The sequence below is a fragment of the Microtetraspora sp. AC03309 genome (assembly GCF_020826795.1).
Lineage (GTDB): Bacteria > Actinomycetota > Actinomycetes > Streptosporangiales > Streptosporangiaceae > Microtetraspora > Microtetraspora glauca.
This window is the reverse complement of record NZ_JADDIL010000045.1, coordinates 17,192-33,485: the sequence shown is the minus strand read 5'-3', so window position 1 is coordinate 33,485 and position 16,294 is coordinate 17,192. Positions and strand designations below refer to the sequence as shown.

At 71.6% G+C, this 16,294-nt stretch carries 11 protein-coding genes; 3 read left to right on the top strand and 8 right to left on the bottom strand.

The window, feature by feature from the left end; all coding sequences use genetic code 11:
* Positions 1-225: 225 nt before the first annotated feature.
* Positions 226-621 carry an ACT domain-containing protein gene (locus IMZ11_RS24960; RefSeq protein WP_228644775.1) on the bottom strand — a complete coding sequence of 132 codons (396 nt, stop codon included), beginning with the start codon at positions 619-621 and terminating at the stop codon, positions 226-228.
* Positions 622-955: 334 nt separating this feature from the next.
* Here IMZ11_RS24960 and IMZ11_RS24955 point away from each other — a divergent pair, with 334 nt between their 5' ends.
* The gene (locus IMZ11_RS24955; RefSeq protein WP_228644774.1) at positions 956-1,465 is read left to right on the top strand and encodes a hypothetical protein; all 510 of its coding nucleotides are present in this window, start codon (positions 956-958) and stop codon (positions 1,463-1,465) included.
* Positions 1,466-1,478: 13 nt separating this feature from the next.
* Here IMZ11_RS24955 and IMZ11_RS24950 read toward each other — a convergent pair whose 3' ends face one another.
* Both IMZ11_RS24950 and IMZ11_RS24945 read right to left on the bottom strand, forming a co-directional pair.
* Positions 1,479-3,545: a hypothetical protein gene (locus IMZ11_RS24950; protein WP_228644773.1), complete on the bottom strand. Its 2,067-nt coding sequence runs from the start codon at positions 3,543-3,545 to the stop codon at positions 1,479-1,481.
* A 212-nt stretch (positions 3,546-3,757) separates the two neighbouring features.
* Positions 3,758-5,869 (bottom strand): tetratricopeptide repeat protein, encoded by a 2,112-nt coding sequence (locus tag IMZ11_RS24945; RefSeq protein ID WP_228644772.1) that lies wholly within the window; start codon positions 5,867-5,869, stop codon positions 3,758-3,760.
* 228 nt (positions 5,870-6,097) lie between these two features.
* On the opposite strand from IMZ11_RS24945, the gene IMZ11_RS24940 reads away from it, so the two are divergent.
* Entirely contained in the window at positions 6,098-6,271 is a 174-nt protein-coding gene (locus IMZ11_RS24940; RefSeq protein ID WP_228644807.1) for a hypothetical protein, read from the top strand.
* Positions 6,272-6,489: 218 nt separating this feature from the next.
* Here the strand turns inward: IMZ11_RS24940 and IMZ11_RS24935 are convergent, their stop codons facing one another.
* A complete protein-coding gene (locus IMZ11_RS24935) occupies positions 6,490-7,482 on the bottom strand; it encodes an ABC transporter permease (RefSeq protein WP_228644771.1) in 993 nt (330 codons plus the stop codon).
* On the bottom strand, positions 7,479-10,142 hold the full coding sequence (locus tag IMZ11_RS24930) for an alpha/beta fold hydrolase (protein ID WP_228644770.1): 2,664 nt from the start codon (positions 10,140-10,142) through the stop codon (positions 7,479-7,481). The genes IMZ11_RS24935 and IMZ11_RS24930 overlap by 4 nt, the downstream gene beginning before the upstream one ends.
* A gap of 258 nt (positions 10,143-10,400) precedes the next feature.
* On the opposite strand from IMZ11_RS24930, the gene IMZ11_RS24925 reads away from it, so the two are divergent.
* Positions 10,401-11,603: a hypothetical protein gene (locus IMZ11_RS24925; RefSeq protein WP_228644769.1), complete on the top strand. Its 1,203-nt coding sequence runs from the start codon at positions 10,401-10,403 to the stop codon at positions 11,601-11,603.
* Here the strand turns inward: IMZ11_RS24925 and IMZ11_RS24920 are convergent.
* The 3 genes from IMZ11_RS24920 to IMZ11_RS24910 form a co-directional block, all read right to left on the bottom strand.
* Complete coding sequence (locus tag IMZ11_RS24920) at positions 11,561-12,667, bottom strand: copper resistance D family protein (protein WP_228644768.1); 1,107 nt, start codon at positions 12,665-12,667, stop codon at positions 11,561-11,563. The genes IMZ11_RS24925 and IMZ11_RS24920 overlap by 43 nt on opposite strands.
* Positions 12,664-13,353 (bottom strand): copper resistance CopC family protein, encoded by a 690-nt coding sequence (locus tag IMZ11_RS24915; RefSeq protein WP_228644767.1) that lies wholly within the window; start codon positions 13,351-13,353, stop codon positions 12,664-12,666. Before IMZ11_RS24915 ends, IMZ11_RS24920 begins: the two co-directional genes overlap by 4 nt.
* A gap of 381 nt (positions 13,354-13,734) precedes the next feature.
* Positions 13,735-16,053, bottom strand: a complete 2,319-nt coding sequence (locus IMZ11_RS24910; RefSeq protein WP_228644766.1) for a chitinase C-terminal domain-containing protein — start codon at positions 16,051-16,053, stop codon at positions 13,735-13,737.
* Positions 16,054-16,294: the final 241 nt, after the last annotated feature.

The following is a 16,294-nucleotide window of genomic DNA, read 5'->3' as shown; positions in this document are numbered from 1 at the left end:
GTCTTGCCGCCTTTAAGGCTTTCGCGTAGGAAATGAGAGGTCAGAGGCGTTCGAGAACGACATCCTTTTCAACGGCTCGCTTCTGTCGCCCCAGCGCAGCCGCCCCAGCGCAGCCGCCACGGCGCGCAACGGAAGAAAGGGCAACGGAAGAACAGTCGCTATCCCGCGAAAAGGAATACGGCCTGCCTGTGTGATCTGTCCCTCGCACGCCGCGTCCCACCCCGGCTAGCCGCCGGACGATCGCAGATGCGTGGTGTCCACCTGATGGCCCGCGTCCTCGAGAACGGCGACGGCCTCCTTGGCCCTGGGCTCGGGCACGAGCACCAGATCCCCGTGGAACGTCGAGGCGACGAACACCGGGATCGCCGCCTCGGCCAGCGGCCCCACGATCGCCGCCAGCATGCCGGGCACGTCCAGGCCGTGCGCGATCGCCCCGCCGTACAGGCCGATCCACCGATCGCCGGACCCCGTCGGCCAGGTCTCGCGAACGACGGTGAGGCCTTCTGGGGCGCGGACCAGCGCGATCCACTCGTCGTCCTCGGGGAACGTCGCACGCGGCATATGTTCGACGGCGAAGACGGATGGCACGACGCCCAGGCGCTGAGCAGGAGGCACGTTCATGAGACGTGTGTACCAGAGGCACCGTTCGGCTCGTGCCGTGCGCGGAAGCCTTCGGACACGCAGGCGGTGATCGAGACGGTACTCGCGGACCCCGGGTGACGCGCGAGCCTGCGCTCCCGGGCGTCGGTCCTCCGGCGTCGCGTCGCCCACCGTGGACCGGGCGGCGCCCCCGGATCCCGCGCCCGCTGAGCTTCGGCGACGGAACGGGCGTACGTGGACGACTGGAACGCGATGGAACGGGAGTGGCACGGAACGGAACGCCTACCAGGCGAGAGCCGTAGATCCGCGGTGACGGATGGCGGCACCACGCCGCCTGACACGGAAGGTGAATCCGATGAGAAGACGCGCACTCGCCACCACGGCGTTCCTGGCGACCCTCGCCCTGACCTTCGGCGGGGTCGCGGAGGCCGCCACCGCGGCGAAGGCCACGGGGAAGGTCGGCAAGGACCCGGGGCCCGCCGGCCAGGCCCAATGTGACGCCCTGGCGGTCTCGATCGACCTGTTCGACAACGCGGCGGCCGGCAGCAAGGACCCGGCCGAGGTCAAGCGCTACCTGACCTCGGCGGGAACGGTTCGCACCGTGGGCAAGTGGCGCGGCTGCACGTTCACCACCAGCGGCAGCGGCTCGAGCGCGCGTACGGTGGCCACCGCCACCGGTGTGAGCATCGGCGATCTGCGAGCCGCCACCCAGGCGGAGTGTGAGGCCTTCGCCGGCGTGCTCGACAACCTGGAGGACGGGAAGGCGGCCGTCAAGGAGGAATGGGCCAAGGAGCTGATCGCTCAGGCGTGGAGCACCGTCTTCTTCACCGGCCAGGCCATGGGATGCTCGTTCGGGTCGGCCTGACGTGCGGATCCGGTCATTCGGGGCGATAGCAGCAGCGCGTGCCGGTTCGCACGGTGGCACGTAGCTCGTCGCCGATGACCGGGTCCGCCTCGCTGATGCGGTCAAGGGCGCGTCGGATCGCCTTTCCGACGGCGATCCGGGCCCGTTCGCGGTTCCCGGCGAACGGGCGTGGTCGCCCGCCGAGGCCGGTCGCGGAGGCCAGTTCGGCGGCCAGCCAGTCCCGTTCCGCGCGTAGTGCGCAGGCATGCTCGGTCCGGCCCGACGATTCGAGGTCGTCGATCTCGACGTCCAGCCGTGTCAGACGCTCCCTGTACGCGCGTCTGGCCTGGCCGTCGAGCACCGGCTGGTCCGGAGTGGTACTACCGGCGGCCGGCTCCGCGTCGGAGAGCCCCGGTCCCGCGGCCAGATCGGTCGCGGGGATCTCCTGCCCGGGGTTGGCGAGGAGGACGGCCAGGTGCCGGAGCCCCACGCTGTCGCCGACGCGCGCGAAGCGCCCGCCCATCGCGATTCGCCAGCTCCCGCCGCGGCGCAGGAGCGCGACGACAGGCGCACGCCCGTCGTCGTCACCCGAGGCACCCGCGCTGATCAGCACCCGCCGTCTCGTCTCCGGCGGCAGCGTGCACGGCGGCACGGAGGGCGGCACGGAGGGCGGCGGATTCGGCGGCACGGAGGGCGGCACGGAGGGCAGGTATGGCGGCGCGGAGGGCAGCGCCATGCCGAGCGCCGCCGCCTCCCGGGTGGCCAGGTCCAGCTCGCGTCGCGCCACCTTGTCGCGCGGACCGTCACGGAGCGCCAGCGCCTGGCCGAGGCGCCACCGGGAAAGGATCATCGCGGGCCAGTGCCCCAGCGCGAGGTTGTCCTGGATCGCCGCGCTCAGGTGCTCCGCCGCCCTGCCCGCGTCACCGCCGGTCAGCGAGGTGACGCCCAGGCAGTGCTGGACGGATCCGAAACAGGCCGCGCCCAGGCTGACCATGATCGGGAGCCGCGCGAACGGGAGGAGCAGATCGTAGGCCCGCGCCGCCAGCTCCACGTCTCCGAGCAGATGGGCCGCCTCCACGACGCCGTACATCGACAGGAGCCAGCTGCTCGACCGGGGGAGGTCCGCCAGGTCGTGACCGCGCAGCCTCGCCAGCGCGCTCATCGCGGGACGCCGTTCTCCCGCGGTGGCCGCGGCCACGGCCAGTCCGGCGAGACAGGAGTTGTCGACCGCGCTGAGCAGCGGCGAGTTGACCAGGTCCGACAACATCGGGAGCAACTCGGCGATCCTGCCCTGGTACCAGCGGATCGCCACGAGCTGGGCTCCGTACCATCCTGTCGCGTCGATGTCGCCCGCCACGGCCCCGCGCTCGGCGCAGGTGGACGCCAGGGCCTCGGCCTGCGTGAAGCGGCCGTCCCGGATGCTGAACATCACGTCGATCGCGCTGACCACGAACCCGGTCGCCAGGTGTCCTTCCCGTCCCAGCAGGCCACGGAGTTCCTCCAGGCACCGTTCGGCGTGCGGGTCGGCGTCCAGGAGCAGATCGACGGTTCGCCACAGCAGCCCCATCAGCAGGTCGCCGCGACGCGCCGTCAGGGACGCCACGGCGATCAGCTCCTGGGCCAGTTCCAGCCGCAGCGTCCCGTGCTCGGGGCCCAGGACGCAGTGGTGGGCCAGGCTGAGCGCCTCCGCCAGGGCCACGGGGTCGCCTCGGCGCCTGGCCTCCTCCACCATGGCGAGGGCGGCGGTGTGCCCGCCGGTGCGGTACTCCTCCTCGGCGACCAGCCTCGTTCGCAGCCGGAGCGCCAGCGCGGAGTGCGCGTCGTTGAGCGCCAGGGCGTGGCGCTGGCGTGCCCGGATCATCGCGGAGTCCGCGGCCGAGCGGTGCTCGTGCACCCACAGCCCGCCGAGCCCCAGTGCCGCATGTGCCATCGCGACGCCGTCGCCCCAGCGCTCGGCTTCCCGGTAGGCCGAGTCGAACCATCTGCGGCCGGCCAGCAGGTCGCCCTCGACGGACAGTGCGTGCTCTCCGGCGAGGAGTGACGACTCGATGTCGTTCCCGCGCGTGAGAAGGTCTTCCCCCAGCCCGTGCACGCCCTTCACAGGACTCCCTCCGTCGGTGCGTTCGACGACGGACGCGGGTCGCGCCCCGCTCGCGCCCGTACCCGGCCGTCCCGCGACGCGGGCCGACCGGGGGAGCGGAGGTCGTCGGCCGACGATAGAGGCGGTCGCTTGCAGGTACCTTGATCGTCGCTTAGCGCCCCGCGCGGTCCTGGTCAGGCGACGCGCGGACGGGTGCCGACGAGGTCGGGCATTCAGTCCGGGACGTGCGGCTCGTCGAAGTCGTCCAGCGCGTACTCGATCAGCTCGCTGAGCGAGAGCCGGGTGCCCCGGCTGTACGCCTCCTGGTAGGCGGCGTCACCGAGCAACTTCCTGCACTCCTTGACGCACTGCTCGTGCTCGTTCGTGAAGAACGGCGACCCGAACTGCGGCAACCCGAAGGTCCGCCAGTTGGTCTGGGCCGCGCCGAGCAGGTGCGCGGTGTACTCCGGCCGGCCCATCTCCAGATAGAGCCCGGCCATCACGTCCACGCACAGCACGATGCCGAGGACGTCGTGGAAGTACCGCTTGATCCGCAGCGAGGACTTGCAGCTCTCCAGCGCCTCGTCGCGGCGGCCGGTGGCCCGCTGGACCTGCGAGGTGGCGTACCACGCGTAGGAGCGCAACCACTGCTCACCGCGCTCGGTGCACACCTTGACGCAGTCTTCGAGGAGTCCCTCGGCCTCCGCGAAGTCACCCTGCGCGAACAGGACCATGGACAGCTCCACGATCGCGGGCAGCAACCCGGGGTTGAGCTCCCGCCCGCCCCGGTGGAACTCGATGGCCACGCCGAGCAGGGCCGTGGCCTTCTTCGCGTCGCCCTGCAGCATCGCGGTGGTGCCCTGCATCTTGGTCGCCAGGATGACGGCCCCGGAGTCTCCGGCCCGCACCGCCTCGCTGCTGCACTCCTCTGCCGCCGCCAGCGCGCCGGGCAGGTCGCCCTGGGCGCTGCGGATGTACGCCAGCACCCACAGGGCCTTGCATCGTTCCTTGCTCGGCACCCGTGACGCGGCGAGCGCTCTCTCCAGGTAGACCGCACCCTCCCGGGCGAATCCGCACGCGACCCAGAGGAACCACAGCGACGACAGCAGCTCCTGGCCGACGCGCGCCTCGATCGGGTCGGACAGGCAGTAGTCGAGCGCGACCCGGATGTTGTCGTGCTCCTGACGCATGCGCACGTACCACTGCACCTGCCGCGGACCCGACCAGGAGTGCTCGCCGCGCTGGGCGAGCTGCAGGTAATGGTCGCGGTGGCGGCGGCGCAGCGCCTCGGTCTCGCCGAGCTTCTCCAGCCACTCGGCGCCGTACTGCCGGAGGGTGTCGATCAGCCGGTACCGGTGGCCGACCGGGGTGGCGAAGCTGAACAGGATCGACTTGTCCACCAGGCCGGTGATCACGTCCAGGACGGACGCGGCCTCAAGGCCGTCCCCCGCGCAGACGTAACGGGCCGCGTCCAGGTCGAAGTCGCCCGCGAACACCGACAGGCGGGCCCACAGCAGCCGCTCGGCCGGCTCGCACAGCTCGTGGCTCCAGCCGATCGCCGCGCGCAGCGTCTGGTGCCGCGGCAACGCCGTACGGCTGGCGCCGGCCAGCAGGCTGAACCGGTCGGTGAGCAGCGCGAGGATCTGCTCGACCGACAGCGCGCGCAGGCGGACGGCGGCGAGCTCGATGGCGAGCGGGATCCCGTCGAGCCGCCGGCACAGCTCCGACACGGCCGACACGTTGCTCTCGTCCACCACGAAGTCCGGCACGACAGCGCTGCCCCGCTCCGCGAAGAGCTGGACCGCCTCGTTGGTGTACGGACTCTCCGAGGGATCGTCTCCCGGCACGGCGAGCGGAGGGATCGCGATCGTGTGCTCGCCGGGGGCGTTGAGCGACCGGCGGCTCGTCGCGACGATCCGCAGGTTGGGCGCCCGGGCCAGCAGTTCCTGCGTCAGCTCGGCGCAGGCGTCCACCAGATGCTCACAGGTGTCCAGGATGAGCAGGATCTCGCGGTCGCCCAGCCACTCGGCCAGGGTCTCGGACCCGGCGCGGTGTGACTGGTCGGCGATGCCGAGCGCCGACGTGATCGTGTGGTGGACCATCCCGGCGTCCTGCAGCCGCGCGAGGTCGGCGTACCAGACGCCGTCTTTGAACTGCTGGCGCACCAGATGGGCGATGCGCAGGGCCGTACGGGACTTTCCTACGCCCCCGATCCCGGTCACGGTGACCAGTCGGGAGTCGCGCAGTCGCTGTCTGATGGTGGCGAGAAGCCTGGTCCGACCCACGAAGCTGGTCAGCTCCGCGGGAAGGTTGCCCTCTCGACGCCATCCTGCTGGCGTTGCCATGCCGCCTCACGGGGGTCGCGTCCGGCCTGCTACCTGTTTCCGCATCGTACCTTTGCTGACGGTTGAATGTTCGGGTCTGAGGATCGAGAGGTTCCACCTTCTCGGAGGAAATCACCTCGACCTGGGGCGTTCTGCCGTAATTCGCCATGATTCGGTGCTATTGCCGACGAGGGGTGCGACGCGCCGACGGCACCCGCGCCCGGCCGCCTGGCCGGTTACCATCGTCGTGTGACTGAGCGGCATCCGGATGACATGCGGCCGGTGGACCTCTTCGACGAGGGACTGCCGGTGCTGCCCGACCAGACCAGCGACGACACCGACCTCGGCTGGGGCGAGTGGCGTGGCGACGCCGATTCCGACGACGCCCGACTGATCGAGGAACGCCCGCCGCACTGGGACTAGTCACCTGCCGGAGTGGGGCGACTCGCGGCGCGTAGTGCCGCGATGAACCACTCGAATACGGGCACCTTCGGCGAGAACGGCGGTCGCCCGTCGACGCGCCGGATCACCGCCGTCCTCGGAGTGTCGAGACGCGCTCTCCTGTCGCGCGGGACCACCGCCGTCCTCGGCGCGTCAGGACGTGCTCGCCTGACGCGCCGGACCTCTGTCGCCTCGGCGTGTCAGGACACCACGTCCTTGGCGCGGAACCGCCGGAAGGCGAACGCGATGAGGATCACCGAGTACGTCACCGACACGGCCACACCCTTGATCATTCCGCTGTAGTCGGGATCGGGGGCGAGAGCGTCGAGCCAGGCCGTGTTCCAGAACGTGGGCAGGAACTCGCGGATGGAGCCGAGCGCCTCCACCGCCTGCAGGATGCTGCTCACGATCACCAGGCCGACGGCGCCGCCGACCGCGCCGAGGGGTGAGTCCGTCCCGACCGACAGCAGGAACGCGACGGACGCGACCACGAGCTGGCTCACCAGCGCGTACCCCACGACGACGGCGAACCTCGGCAACACGTCGGCGGCCGGGATGGTCTCGCCGGTGCCCGGCACCTGGATGTCGTTCCAGCCGAAGGCGATCGTGCCCGCGAGCAGCGCCATCAGCGGCAGCACGGTCACCGCCGCGGCCGAGTAGCCCATCGCGACGATCAGCTTCTGCCGCAGCAACCGGTCACGGGGTACGGGCGCGGCCAGCAGGTAGCGCAGCGACGACCAGCTCGCCTCGCTCGCCACCGTGTCCCCGCAGAACAGCGCCACCGCGACGACCAGCAGGAAACTCGCGGACACCGACAGGGCGAACGCGGCGAAGTTCAGCCCGCCCTGGGTCGCCAGGTCGGACAGCCGCAGGCTGGTGCTCTGCCCGCCGGGCCCGGGGCCGAACTGGAACGCCACCACCAGGACCCAGGGCAGCGCGAGCAGCAGCCCGAACATCGCCATCGTCCTGCGCCGCCGGAACTGGCGGACGAACTCCACCCGCAGCGACAGCGTCCGGCCGGGCGCGTATCCGCGAGCCGTCCCGGTCCCGTCTCCCGCCGCGTCGGTCCCGCCTCCCGGCCGAGCGACGTCGCCCGCCGTCCTGGTCCCGTTTCCCACCGCCCGCGTCGCGGACGCCGGGGCCGGGGTCTCGGACGCGCGCGCCGGGACGGCCGCGTCGCCGTTCACGCTCATCGAGCCTCTCCGATCAGGTCGAGGAAGACGTCCTCCAGCCGGGGGCCGGGCCCGTCCGCGGGGGAGCGGGAGCCGAGCAGGTCGCCGACCGGCCCCTGGAAGACCAGCCGGCCGCGGCGCATGACCACCACGTGGCTGCACGTCTGCTCGACCTCGCCGAGCAGGTGGCTGGAGACGATCACGGTACGACCTCCCTCGGCGTACGCCTTGAGCACCTCGCGCATCTCGGCGATCTGCGGTGGGTCGAGGCCGTTGGTGGGTTCGTCGAGCACGAGCAGGTCGGGCAGGCCGAGCATCGCCTGGGCGATGGCGAGCCGCTGGCGCATGCCCTGGGAGTAGGTGCGCACCGCCCGCTCCAGGGCCGCCCCGAGCCCGGCGATCTCCAGCGCCTCCTCCATGTGCGCGTCCTCGGCGGGCCGTCCCGTGGCCTGCCAGTACAGCTCCAGGTTGGCCCGCCCGGTGAGGTGCGGCAGGAATCCCGGCCCCTCCACGAACGACCCGAGCCGCGACAGGACCGGTGCGCCGGGGACCACCCGCCGGCCGAAGATGTGGATCTCGCCCTCGTCCGGGTGGATCAGCCCCATCATCATCCGCATCGTGGTGGTCTTGCCCGCGCCGTTCGGCCCGAGGAGGCCGAGCACCTGGCCCTTCTCGACGTGGAAGGAGAGGTCGTCCACCGCCTTCTCGCCGTTGCGGTAGCGCTTGGTCAGCCCGGTGATGCGCAGCGGCACGCCGTCCGGCTCGCCGTCCCGCTCCGACGCCGTACGGCGGCGGCCGGCGACGAGGAGCCCGGCGGCGACGACGATCGCGGCCAGCGGCGCGGCCCACGTCCACCAGGCGGGCCCGGTCGCGGGCGCGGTGAGCGACGCGTCACCGGGAAGCGAGAGGGTGTCTCCGGCAAGGCCCACGCGGTACGCGGCGGGCTTGGCCGGCGTGGCGTAGCCCATGTCGGTGGTCGTCACCACGACCCGCAGCCGGTGGCCGGCGTCGAACCGCCGGTCGATCGCGGGAAGCGTGACGGTCGCCTCCGTGCCCGACTCCGACGCCGTGACCCGCAGCGGAGCCACCAGGCTCGACGGAAGCACGGCGAGCCGCCCGCCGCTCGCGTCGTAGAGCTTGGCGAACAGCGTCACCTCGCCCGTGCCGTACACCTTGATCCGGACCGTGGGCGTGCCGGTGACGTGGACGGGCTTCGGCAGCGGTGCGGACTCGAACACCGCGGCCTGGCCGGGCATGTCCACGGAGACGCCGAGGTTGGCGCTCGAACCGCCGAGCAGGCTGCCGATGCCCGGGACGGCGGAGATGGAGGCGGGGGAGCCGCCCGGGGGGTTCGCGATGTCCTGGACCGGCCCGGAGACGCGCACCTCGGTCCGGGCGGTGCCGCCCAGCCCGGCGTACGACGGCGCGGTCGCGTGGACGACGACGGCGCGCCGGGTGCCGGGGTCCCTGCCGCCGTCGCGGGACACCGTGAAGCCCTGGACCGGGCCGGGCAAGTCCTTGAGCCAGCGGTCGAGCCAGGCCGTGGTCCGCTCCTCCACCCATTCGGTGTCGGCGTCGCCGCCGCCGTCGTGGCCGCCGCTCATCCAGGCCACCTCCACGGGGGCGCCCGTCGCGGCGATCGCGCGGGCGTTGGCGTCGGCGTGTCCCAGGGGGAACAGGGAGTCGCGCTGGCCCTGGATCAGCAGGGTCGGGATCCTGATCCGGCCGGGCACCGAGATCGGGCTCGACGCGCGCAGCAGTTTCACCGCCTCCGGGGTGGCCCGGCCCGTCTCGGCGATGGTCAGGTACATGTCGCAGATCTCGGACTGGAAGCGGCCGCACTGGGCCTGCCGGGAGGCCGCCGTCGTGCCGTCCCCACCGTCCCCACCGTCCGCGCCGTCCGCGCCCGTCTGACCGTCCGTCCCCGAGCTCGCGTTCTGTCCGGTGCCCTGGCCCGTCCCCTGGCCCGCGCGCTGTCCTGTGCCACCGCCGGTGAGCGCGGCCAGGCCGCCCGCGGAGCCGCCGGAGGAGAGCCCGCCACCGCCTGTGCTGAAGAAGATGCCGGCCCACATCTTCTTGAACACGCCGTGCTCCGCGCCCCGCCCGGTGGACTCGGGGAAGAGCGCGTCGGCCAGGTCGTACCAGGTGATCTGGGGCACGATGGCGTCGATCCTGGCGTCGTAGGCGGCGGCCATCAGGGCGATGGCCCCGCCGTACGAGCCGCCCGCGATGCCCACGCGGGGATCGCCGTTCGCGTCCAGCCGGACGTCCGGGCGCCGGGCGAGCCAGTCGACGAGCTGGCGGACGTCCTTCACCTCATAGTCGGGGGAGTTCAACGCGATCTCCCCGGTGGACCGCCCGAACCCGCGGGCCGACCAGGTCAGTACGGCATAGCCGCGACCGGCCAGCCGCGCCGCCTCGTCCCGCAGGTCGTCCTTGCTGCCGCCGAATCCGTGGGCGAGCAGCACCGCCGGGGCGCGGCCACCGGAGGCGGGCGGGAAGTACGTGGCGTCCAGCGTCACGCGCTGGTCGTCGGCCGGGCCGTCCAGAACAGGGATGGCCACGTCCTGGCCGCGCACCTGCGGCGTGGACGGCCACAGGAACCAGGCGAGGCCGCCGACGACCACCAGCGCGAGCGCCACCAGTGCGGCAAGGGCGCGCCGCCCACCCCGAAGCGTCATGCCGAGAGCCTACTGAGATCTGCTGAGAACCAGCTGAGACCGCAGCCCCGGGGCAACGCGCTGATCGCGTAGCCCCGGGGCAACGCGCTGATCGCGGCGAAGACGAAGAGCGCGGGCTGGTTCCCGCCGTCTCCGCCCCTTCCGTGCCTTCATGGCTCCCCTCAAAGCAGGGATCGCCACCTCTTAGCTGGACAGCTCGGGTATATCGGGGTTGTCCCCGATTGCGTTGCGGGCGACGAGACCGGCATCATTTCGCGCGTGACCATTGGAACGCTCAGGCAAGCACCTCATCGGATCCTCGATTGGGCCCTCCCGTACTGGACACGTGGTGAGGCGGGCAGGGAGACACCGGCGGATCTGTTCCGGGTGCTCTACCTCGGCTGGCTGGCGGCGTTCGTGCTGAAGGTGCTGGGGGCGTCCTGGGACGTGTCCTGGCACTTCAGGTGGCTGCGCGACGACCTGGCCCCGCCGCACCTGCTCAACACGGTCGGCACCGTCATCGCCGTGGGCCTGACCATCGTCCACTGGTACACCGGTTACGGAGTGGACCGCCTGGCCTCGCGGTTGATCGTGTGGGGCACGGGCGTCTTCCTCATCGCGATCCCGCTCGACCTGATCAACCACCGGGTCAACGGTCTCGACATCACCGCATGGAGCCCCTCGCACGCGCTGCTGTTCATCGGCAGCGGGCTGATGATCGCCGGGGTGGCCCGGGGCTGGTGGCTCGGCGCGCCGCGTGGCGACGCGCGGGTCGAGCGGCGGCGCACCGTGGTCCTCGCCGCGCTGTTCGCTTTCTTCCTGGAGAACCTGCACTTCCCCGCCCAGCAGCAGGAGTACGGCGTGCTGGAGATCGCCTCGTGGGACCGCGGCGAGCCGTACGCCGAGCCGAGCCTGCTGGAGTTCGCGGCCAACCAGCTCGGCCGGGCGGTGGACCGCGAGATGATCGTCAAGTTCTCGCTCCCGGTGCCCGACCTGCTCTATCCGCTCTGGGCCGGTGTGGCGGGCATGCTCGTCCTGGTCATCGCCCGGCTCATGATCGGGCGTGCCTGGACGGCCACGGCGATCGCGGCCGCGTACGTCGCCTACCGCGCGCTGGTCTGGCCGCTCTTCGTCGGGATGGGCTTCCCGGGCTCGGCCATCCCGTTCTTCTTCGTGCTCGGCGGCCTGTTCATCGACCTCGCCTTCCTGGCGTGCGGTCCGCTCGGTGACTCACTGGTCGCCCGGCTCGTACGGCCGGTCCTGGGCGCCGCGCTGGTGACCGGCGGGATCTACGGCGGGTTGGCGCTGCAGAAGGAGCTCCTCGCCGCGCCGCCGTACCCGACGGACTCCTGGGCGATGGCCGGCGGGTTGCTCGCGGCCGCCTGGATCGGCGCGGAGATCCTCACCCGGATGTACCGCCTGCGCGACGGCGACCGGGATCAGGAGACCGGAGCGCGGGTCAGCGCCACCGCCACGCCGTAGGCGAGGCCCATGACGGCCAGTTCGAACGCCACCCAGGCGGCGAACGCCGTCGGGGCCTGCCGGCTGATCGCGGGCAGCAGCCGCCAGCGGATGTTGCCCCCGAGCAGTGCCACCAGGCCGACGAACACGATCTTCGCGATGACGAGCTGCCCGTAGCCGGTGGTCACCAGCGAGAGCGGGAACTCCTCACCGGGGGTCAGCAGCAGCTCGACCACACCGTTGAACAGCCCGGTGAGGCCGACGACGAGCAGGGCCACCGTGGCCAGCCGGGAGAACCGCGGGAGCGCCAGCGCCAGCAGGCCGCGGTTCCCCGCGAGCAGGACGGCGAGCGCCAGCAGACCCCCGACCCACGCGGCCGACCCGATGACGTGCAGCTCCATCGAGACCATGCTCAGGTCGTGCCAGTACCAGTTGGACGCGTGACCGGTCACCGGCAGCGGAAGCAGGCCGAACGCGGCCACCAGCACGCGGAGCTCGGCCGGGACCTTCTCGCCGAACCTGACCGCGAACATGCCCACGGCGGCGCTGACCACCGCGCACGAGGCGCTCACGACCAGGCCCTGGCCGGAGCCGATCCGCTCGACGAATCCGGCCACGTCCGGCGCCTGCCCGGGAGTCAGCTCGGCGGCGCTCAGCACGGTGGAGACGAGCGCGGACAGCGCCCACACGAGCGCGGACAGCACGGCCCAGTGCCTGGCGCGCGCCGCCACCGGCTCGGTCCGCTCCGGATCGTCGAAGCCGAGCAGCTTGGGCAGCAGGCTGAGCCCGACGGTCGCGGTCGCCGCCACGTCGAGGACCAGCCGCATGACGGGCAGGCCGTATTCCACCAGCGGGCCGGGCATCACGATCCCGCGCGCCGCCTCGGGGAGTGTGAGCCAGGTCGAGATCAGCACCGCGAGCAGTCCGGCGAGAACGATCGCGGCCAGGGCGAGCCGGGGACGCGCCACCGCGGCCGTGCCCCGCGGACCTCCCACGGTCTCCGGACGTTCCGTGGTCTGCGGAGGTTCCGTGGTCTGCGGACGTCCCGTGCTCTCCGCGTTCTTCGCGGCCCCGGTCCTGGTCATGCCGCGCTCCGCGCGCGACGGTCGTGCCGTACGAGCACGTAGGCGGACAGGGCGAGCAACGCGAGGGTGCCGACGAGGAGGCCCCACACCCATCCGCCGGACGAGCTCTGTGCGGTGAGGTCGGTGGTGGACGTGGTGAGGTCCGGCTGTCCTCCGGCGGCCGGAGGGAGCGTCCGGCCGCCGGTCTGCGCCTGCTCCGACGGTGTCGCCGAGGGGCTCTCCGGCGGGTTCGCGGACGGGCTCTCAACGGGGGCCGTCGAGGAGGCCGTCGATGGGGTCGTCGATGGGGTCGTCGATGGGGAGGGCTGTCCGGCCGCCTGCCCGGCGGTGGTCAGGGTGAAGGTGATCGTGCCGGTGACCGGATGGCCGTCGTTCGAGACGATGCGATAGCCGATCACGTACGCGCCGGCCGGGCCGAGCGGGGCCAGGCCGATCGAGACGCTGTCGGCCTTCGCCGTGACCTCGCCCCGCTCGTAGGTGGCTCCGTCCGGGCCGGTGACGGCGATCCGCGCGAAGTCACGCCGTACGGGCTGGTCGAAGTCCAGCGTGATCCGGTCCGGGGCCGTGGCCACCTGGGCGCCGTCCTTGGGGTCGCTGCCGACCAGCACGTTGTGCGCCTGAGCGGGCATCGCGACGCCCAGTACGGGAGCGCAGGCGAGCAGCAGGACCGTGAGTAGCCGCCTCACCGATGATGACCTTCCGTTGGAGGGTTCCTGACCCACACATGGTCCCATCGTTCGGCACCGGTACGGCTCCCGGCCAGGCGTGATCGCCGCGGACGTGATCGCGGCAGACCTGATCGCCGCGGACGTGATCGCGGCAGACCTGATCGACGCGGACGTGATCGCCGGGCACGGCCGTCCTCGGACGCCGGGGAGACGACCACCCCGGGCGGTGCCCCCAGGTCGGGTCGTGCACGTCCGGCCTCGGCGGGTCGTGCGGGCCCCCGGGCCCTGATGGGGGGCGTGAGGCGCAGGGCCCGGGGGAGTCTCGGTGATGTGAGCCTCGGGACCGTGGGGGAGGAGAGGGGAACCCCACGGCCCCGAGGGTGTGTCAGGCGAGCGGGCTCAGCAGGCGCCGAGGTCCTTCCAGACGCCCCACTCGCCGGTGGTGCCGGGCTCCTCGTTCTGCGTCCACCACTTGGCCTGCCAGGTGTGGCCCTTGTGGGAGACCTGCTGGCCTCCCGTGTAGACCGTGCCGGTCGACCAGGCGGGCGACGCGCACGTGCCGCCGCTCGGGGACGCGCTCGGTGATGCGCTGGGGGATGCGCTCGGGGATGCGCTCGGGGACGCGCTGGCGCTGGGCGAGGCGCTGGGGGACGTGCCCCCGCGGGCGTTCTCGAAGGCCAGGCCGTACGTCTTGCCGCCGAAGGTGAGCGTGTAGTTCGCCGGGCCGGGCGCGGGCAGGTAGTAGACGTAGTCGAGCGTGACCGACGCGCCCGGTGCGAGCGACTGCCACGAGGGCAGCTTCACCGAGACGCGATGGAAGTCGCCCTTGAGCCCGCCGATGTTGTTCCCGGTGTGCTCGCTGCTGATCACGCTCAACCCGAAGCCGGACTGGTCCTTGGCGTTGTTCGGCGCGGACGTCGCGTAGTCCCACTGGAACTCCGCGCCTCCGGGGAGCGTCGTCTGTGAGTTGTTGGTGATCTTCAGCTTGGGGTTGATCGGGTAGTTGCTGTCGCCCACGGGGAACCCGGTCGCCTCGACCGTGACGTCCAACTTCTCGGCCGGGACGCTCACCTTCGCCATGGTCGCGCCGTACGGCGAGGCGGTCTTGAGCGTGTCGTAGGCGAGGGTGGTGAGCGTGTCGCCCATGAAGTACTCGGAGCCGGTCCACCGGTAGTCGCCGGCCAGCTCCCAGATCATGATGCCGCCCAGGCCCTTGTCCTTGACGTAGTCGGCCTTGACGCCGATCGACTGCTCGTCCTCGGTGGACAGGAACACCTTCTTGGTCGCGTTCCACAACCAGGGGGCGGCCATCGTGGAGTCGTAGTTGCGGGTGTAGGTGCCGGTCAGCCTGTCGTCGGCGTCGTTCGCCGGGTCCAGGCCGTAGGCCGCGCCGTACGAGCCGGTGATGCCCTTCTCCAGGTTCTTGGCGTGCCACATGGGGTTGGATCCGGCGCCGACCTCCTTGCCGTTCTCCTCGTCGTGCCACAGGTTGTCCACGCCGCGCGCGCCGTCGCCGCAGGTCGTCAGCCCTGTCGGGCAGTTCGAGCCGACCGACGTACCCCACAGCCCGTTGGTCCCGCCGTTGACGCTCTTCCAGCCGCGCGTGTAGTACGGCACGCCGATGTTGATCCGCCCGGCCTGCATGGCGCCGCGGAAGTAGTGGTAGGCCCAGTCGGTGTTGAGGTACCCGATGCCGCCGTACTGCGAGGTGGTGTAGACGCCCCACTTGGCCAGTTCGGCGTCCTTGCCGTCGTCGTACAGCGCGGCGTTGGGGCCGACGAACTCGTTCCAGGCGCCGTGCAGGTCGTACGACATGATGTTGACGTAGTCGAGGTACTGGGCGACCTGGAAGGTCTCCATGCCGCGCAGCAGATAGCCGGAGGCGGGCGCGGCCACGGTGAGCATGTAGTACTTGCCGTCGGCCGCCGAGGCGCGGTCGAGCTTCTCGCGCAGCGTCTTCATCAGCGCCGCGTAGCCCTTCATCAGGTTCGCCCGGCGCGCGTTGGCGATGGTCCAGTCGAGCGGGTTGCCCGCGTCCTTCATCGAGGTGGGGTACTCGTAGTCGATGTCGACGCCGTTGAAGCCGTAGTCACGCAGGAACTTCACCGCGGAGTCGGCGAAGACGTCGATCCCGGCCTGGTTGACGCCGCCGCCGGCGTTGACGGTCATGCTGTAGAAGCCGCCGGAGGCCACCCGGCCGCTCCCTTCCAGGTAGCCGCCGGTCTCGGCCCAGCCGCCGACGCTGATCAGCGTCTTGGCGTGCGGGTTGGCCTTCTTGTACTTGTTGAGCAGGTTGAAGTGCCCCTTGTACGGCAGCGCGGGGTCGAGTTCGGCCCCCGCGACGCCCGGCCACTCCATGCCGGTCGCCGGGTTGTCCGCGTCGTTCGCGCCGACCGAGATCTTGTTGTCCGAGCCGACGTGCGCGAAGGCGTAGTTGATGTGGGTGATCTTGCTCCACGGGATGTCCTTGGCCAGGTAGGACGGCTGGCCGTTCTTCCCGTCCCGCCACCCGGTGAAGTAGCCGATGATCCGGCGCGGATGGTCGGTGCCCATCTTCTCCCTGCCGGACTCGTCGTAGGTCAGGCAGTAGGGGACGTCCACACCGGGAGTCCGGTAGAGGCCGTCGGGGCGGCAGGTCTCGTTGTCGGCCGCCGCGGCCGCCGCGCCCGTGAGGGCGCCGACGACGAGGGCGAGGGACGCTCCGGCCGCGGCCAGCACCGTCCGCAGGCGCGGGGCCGCCGAGGCCGGCCGCGCGGCGGATGGGGGCGGAGAAGCGGGAGACGGTGGTACGGCGGGCGGTCGTGATGAGGACGGTCGTGAAGGGAACACGGACGGGCCACCTCCGTAGGCGACAGGACTTCGTGCGCACCCCGCCCCCAGGGGTCGTCGATCTGGAAGCTAGGCGCTCCCAGCAGGCCCGTCAATGCCTTCTTTTAGGAAAGTTTCCAAAAAGATAATG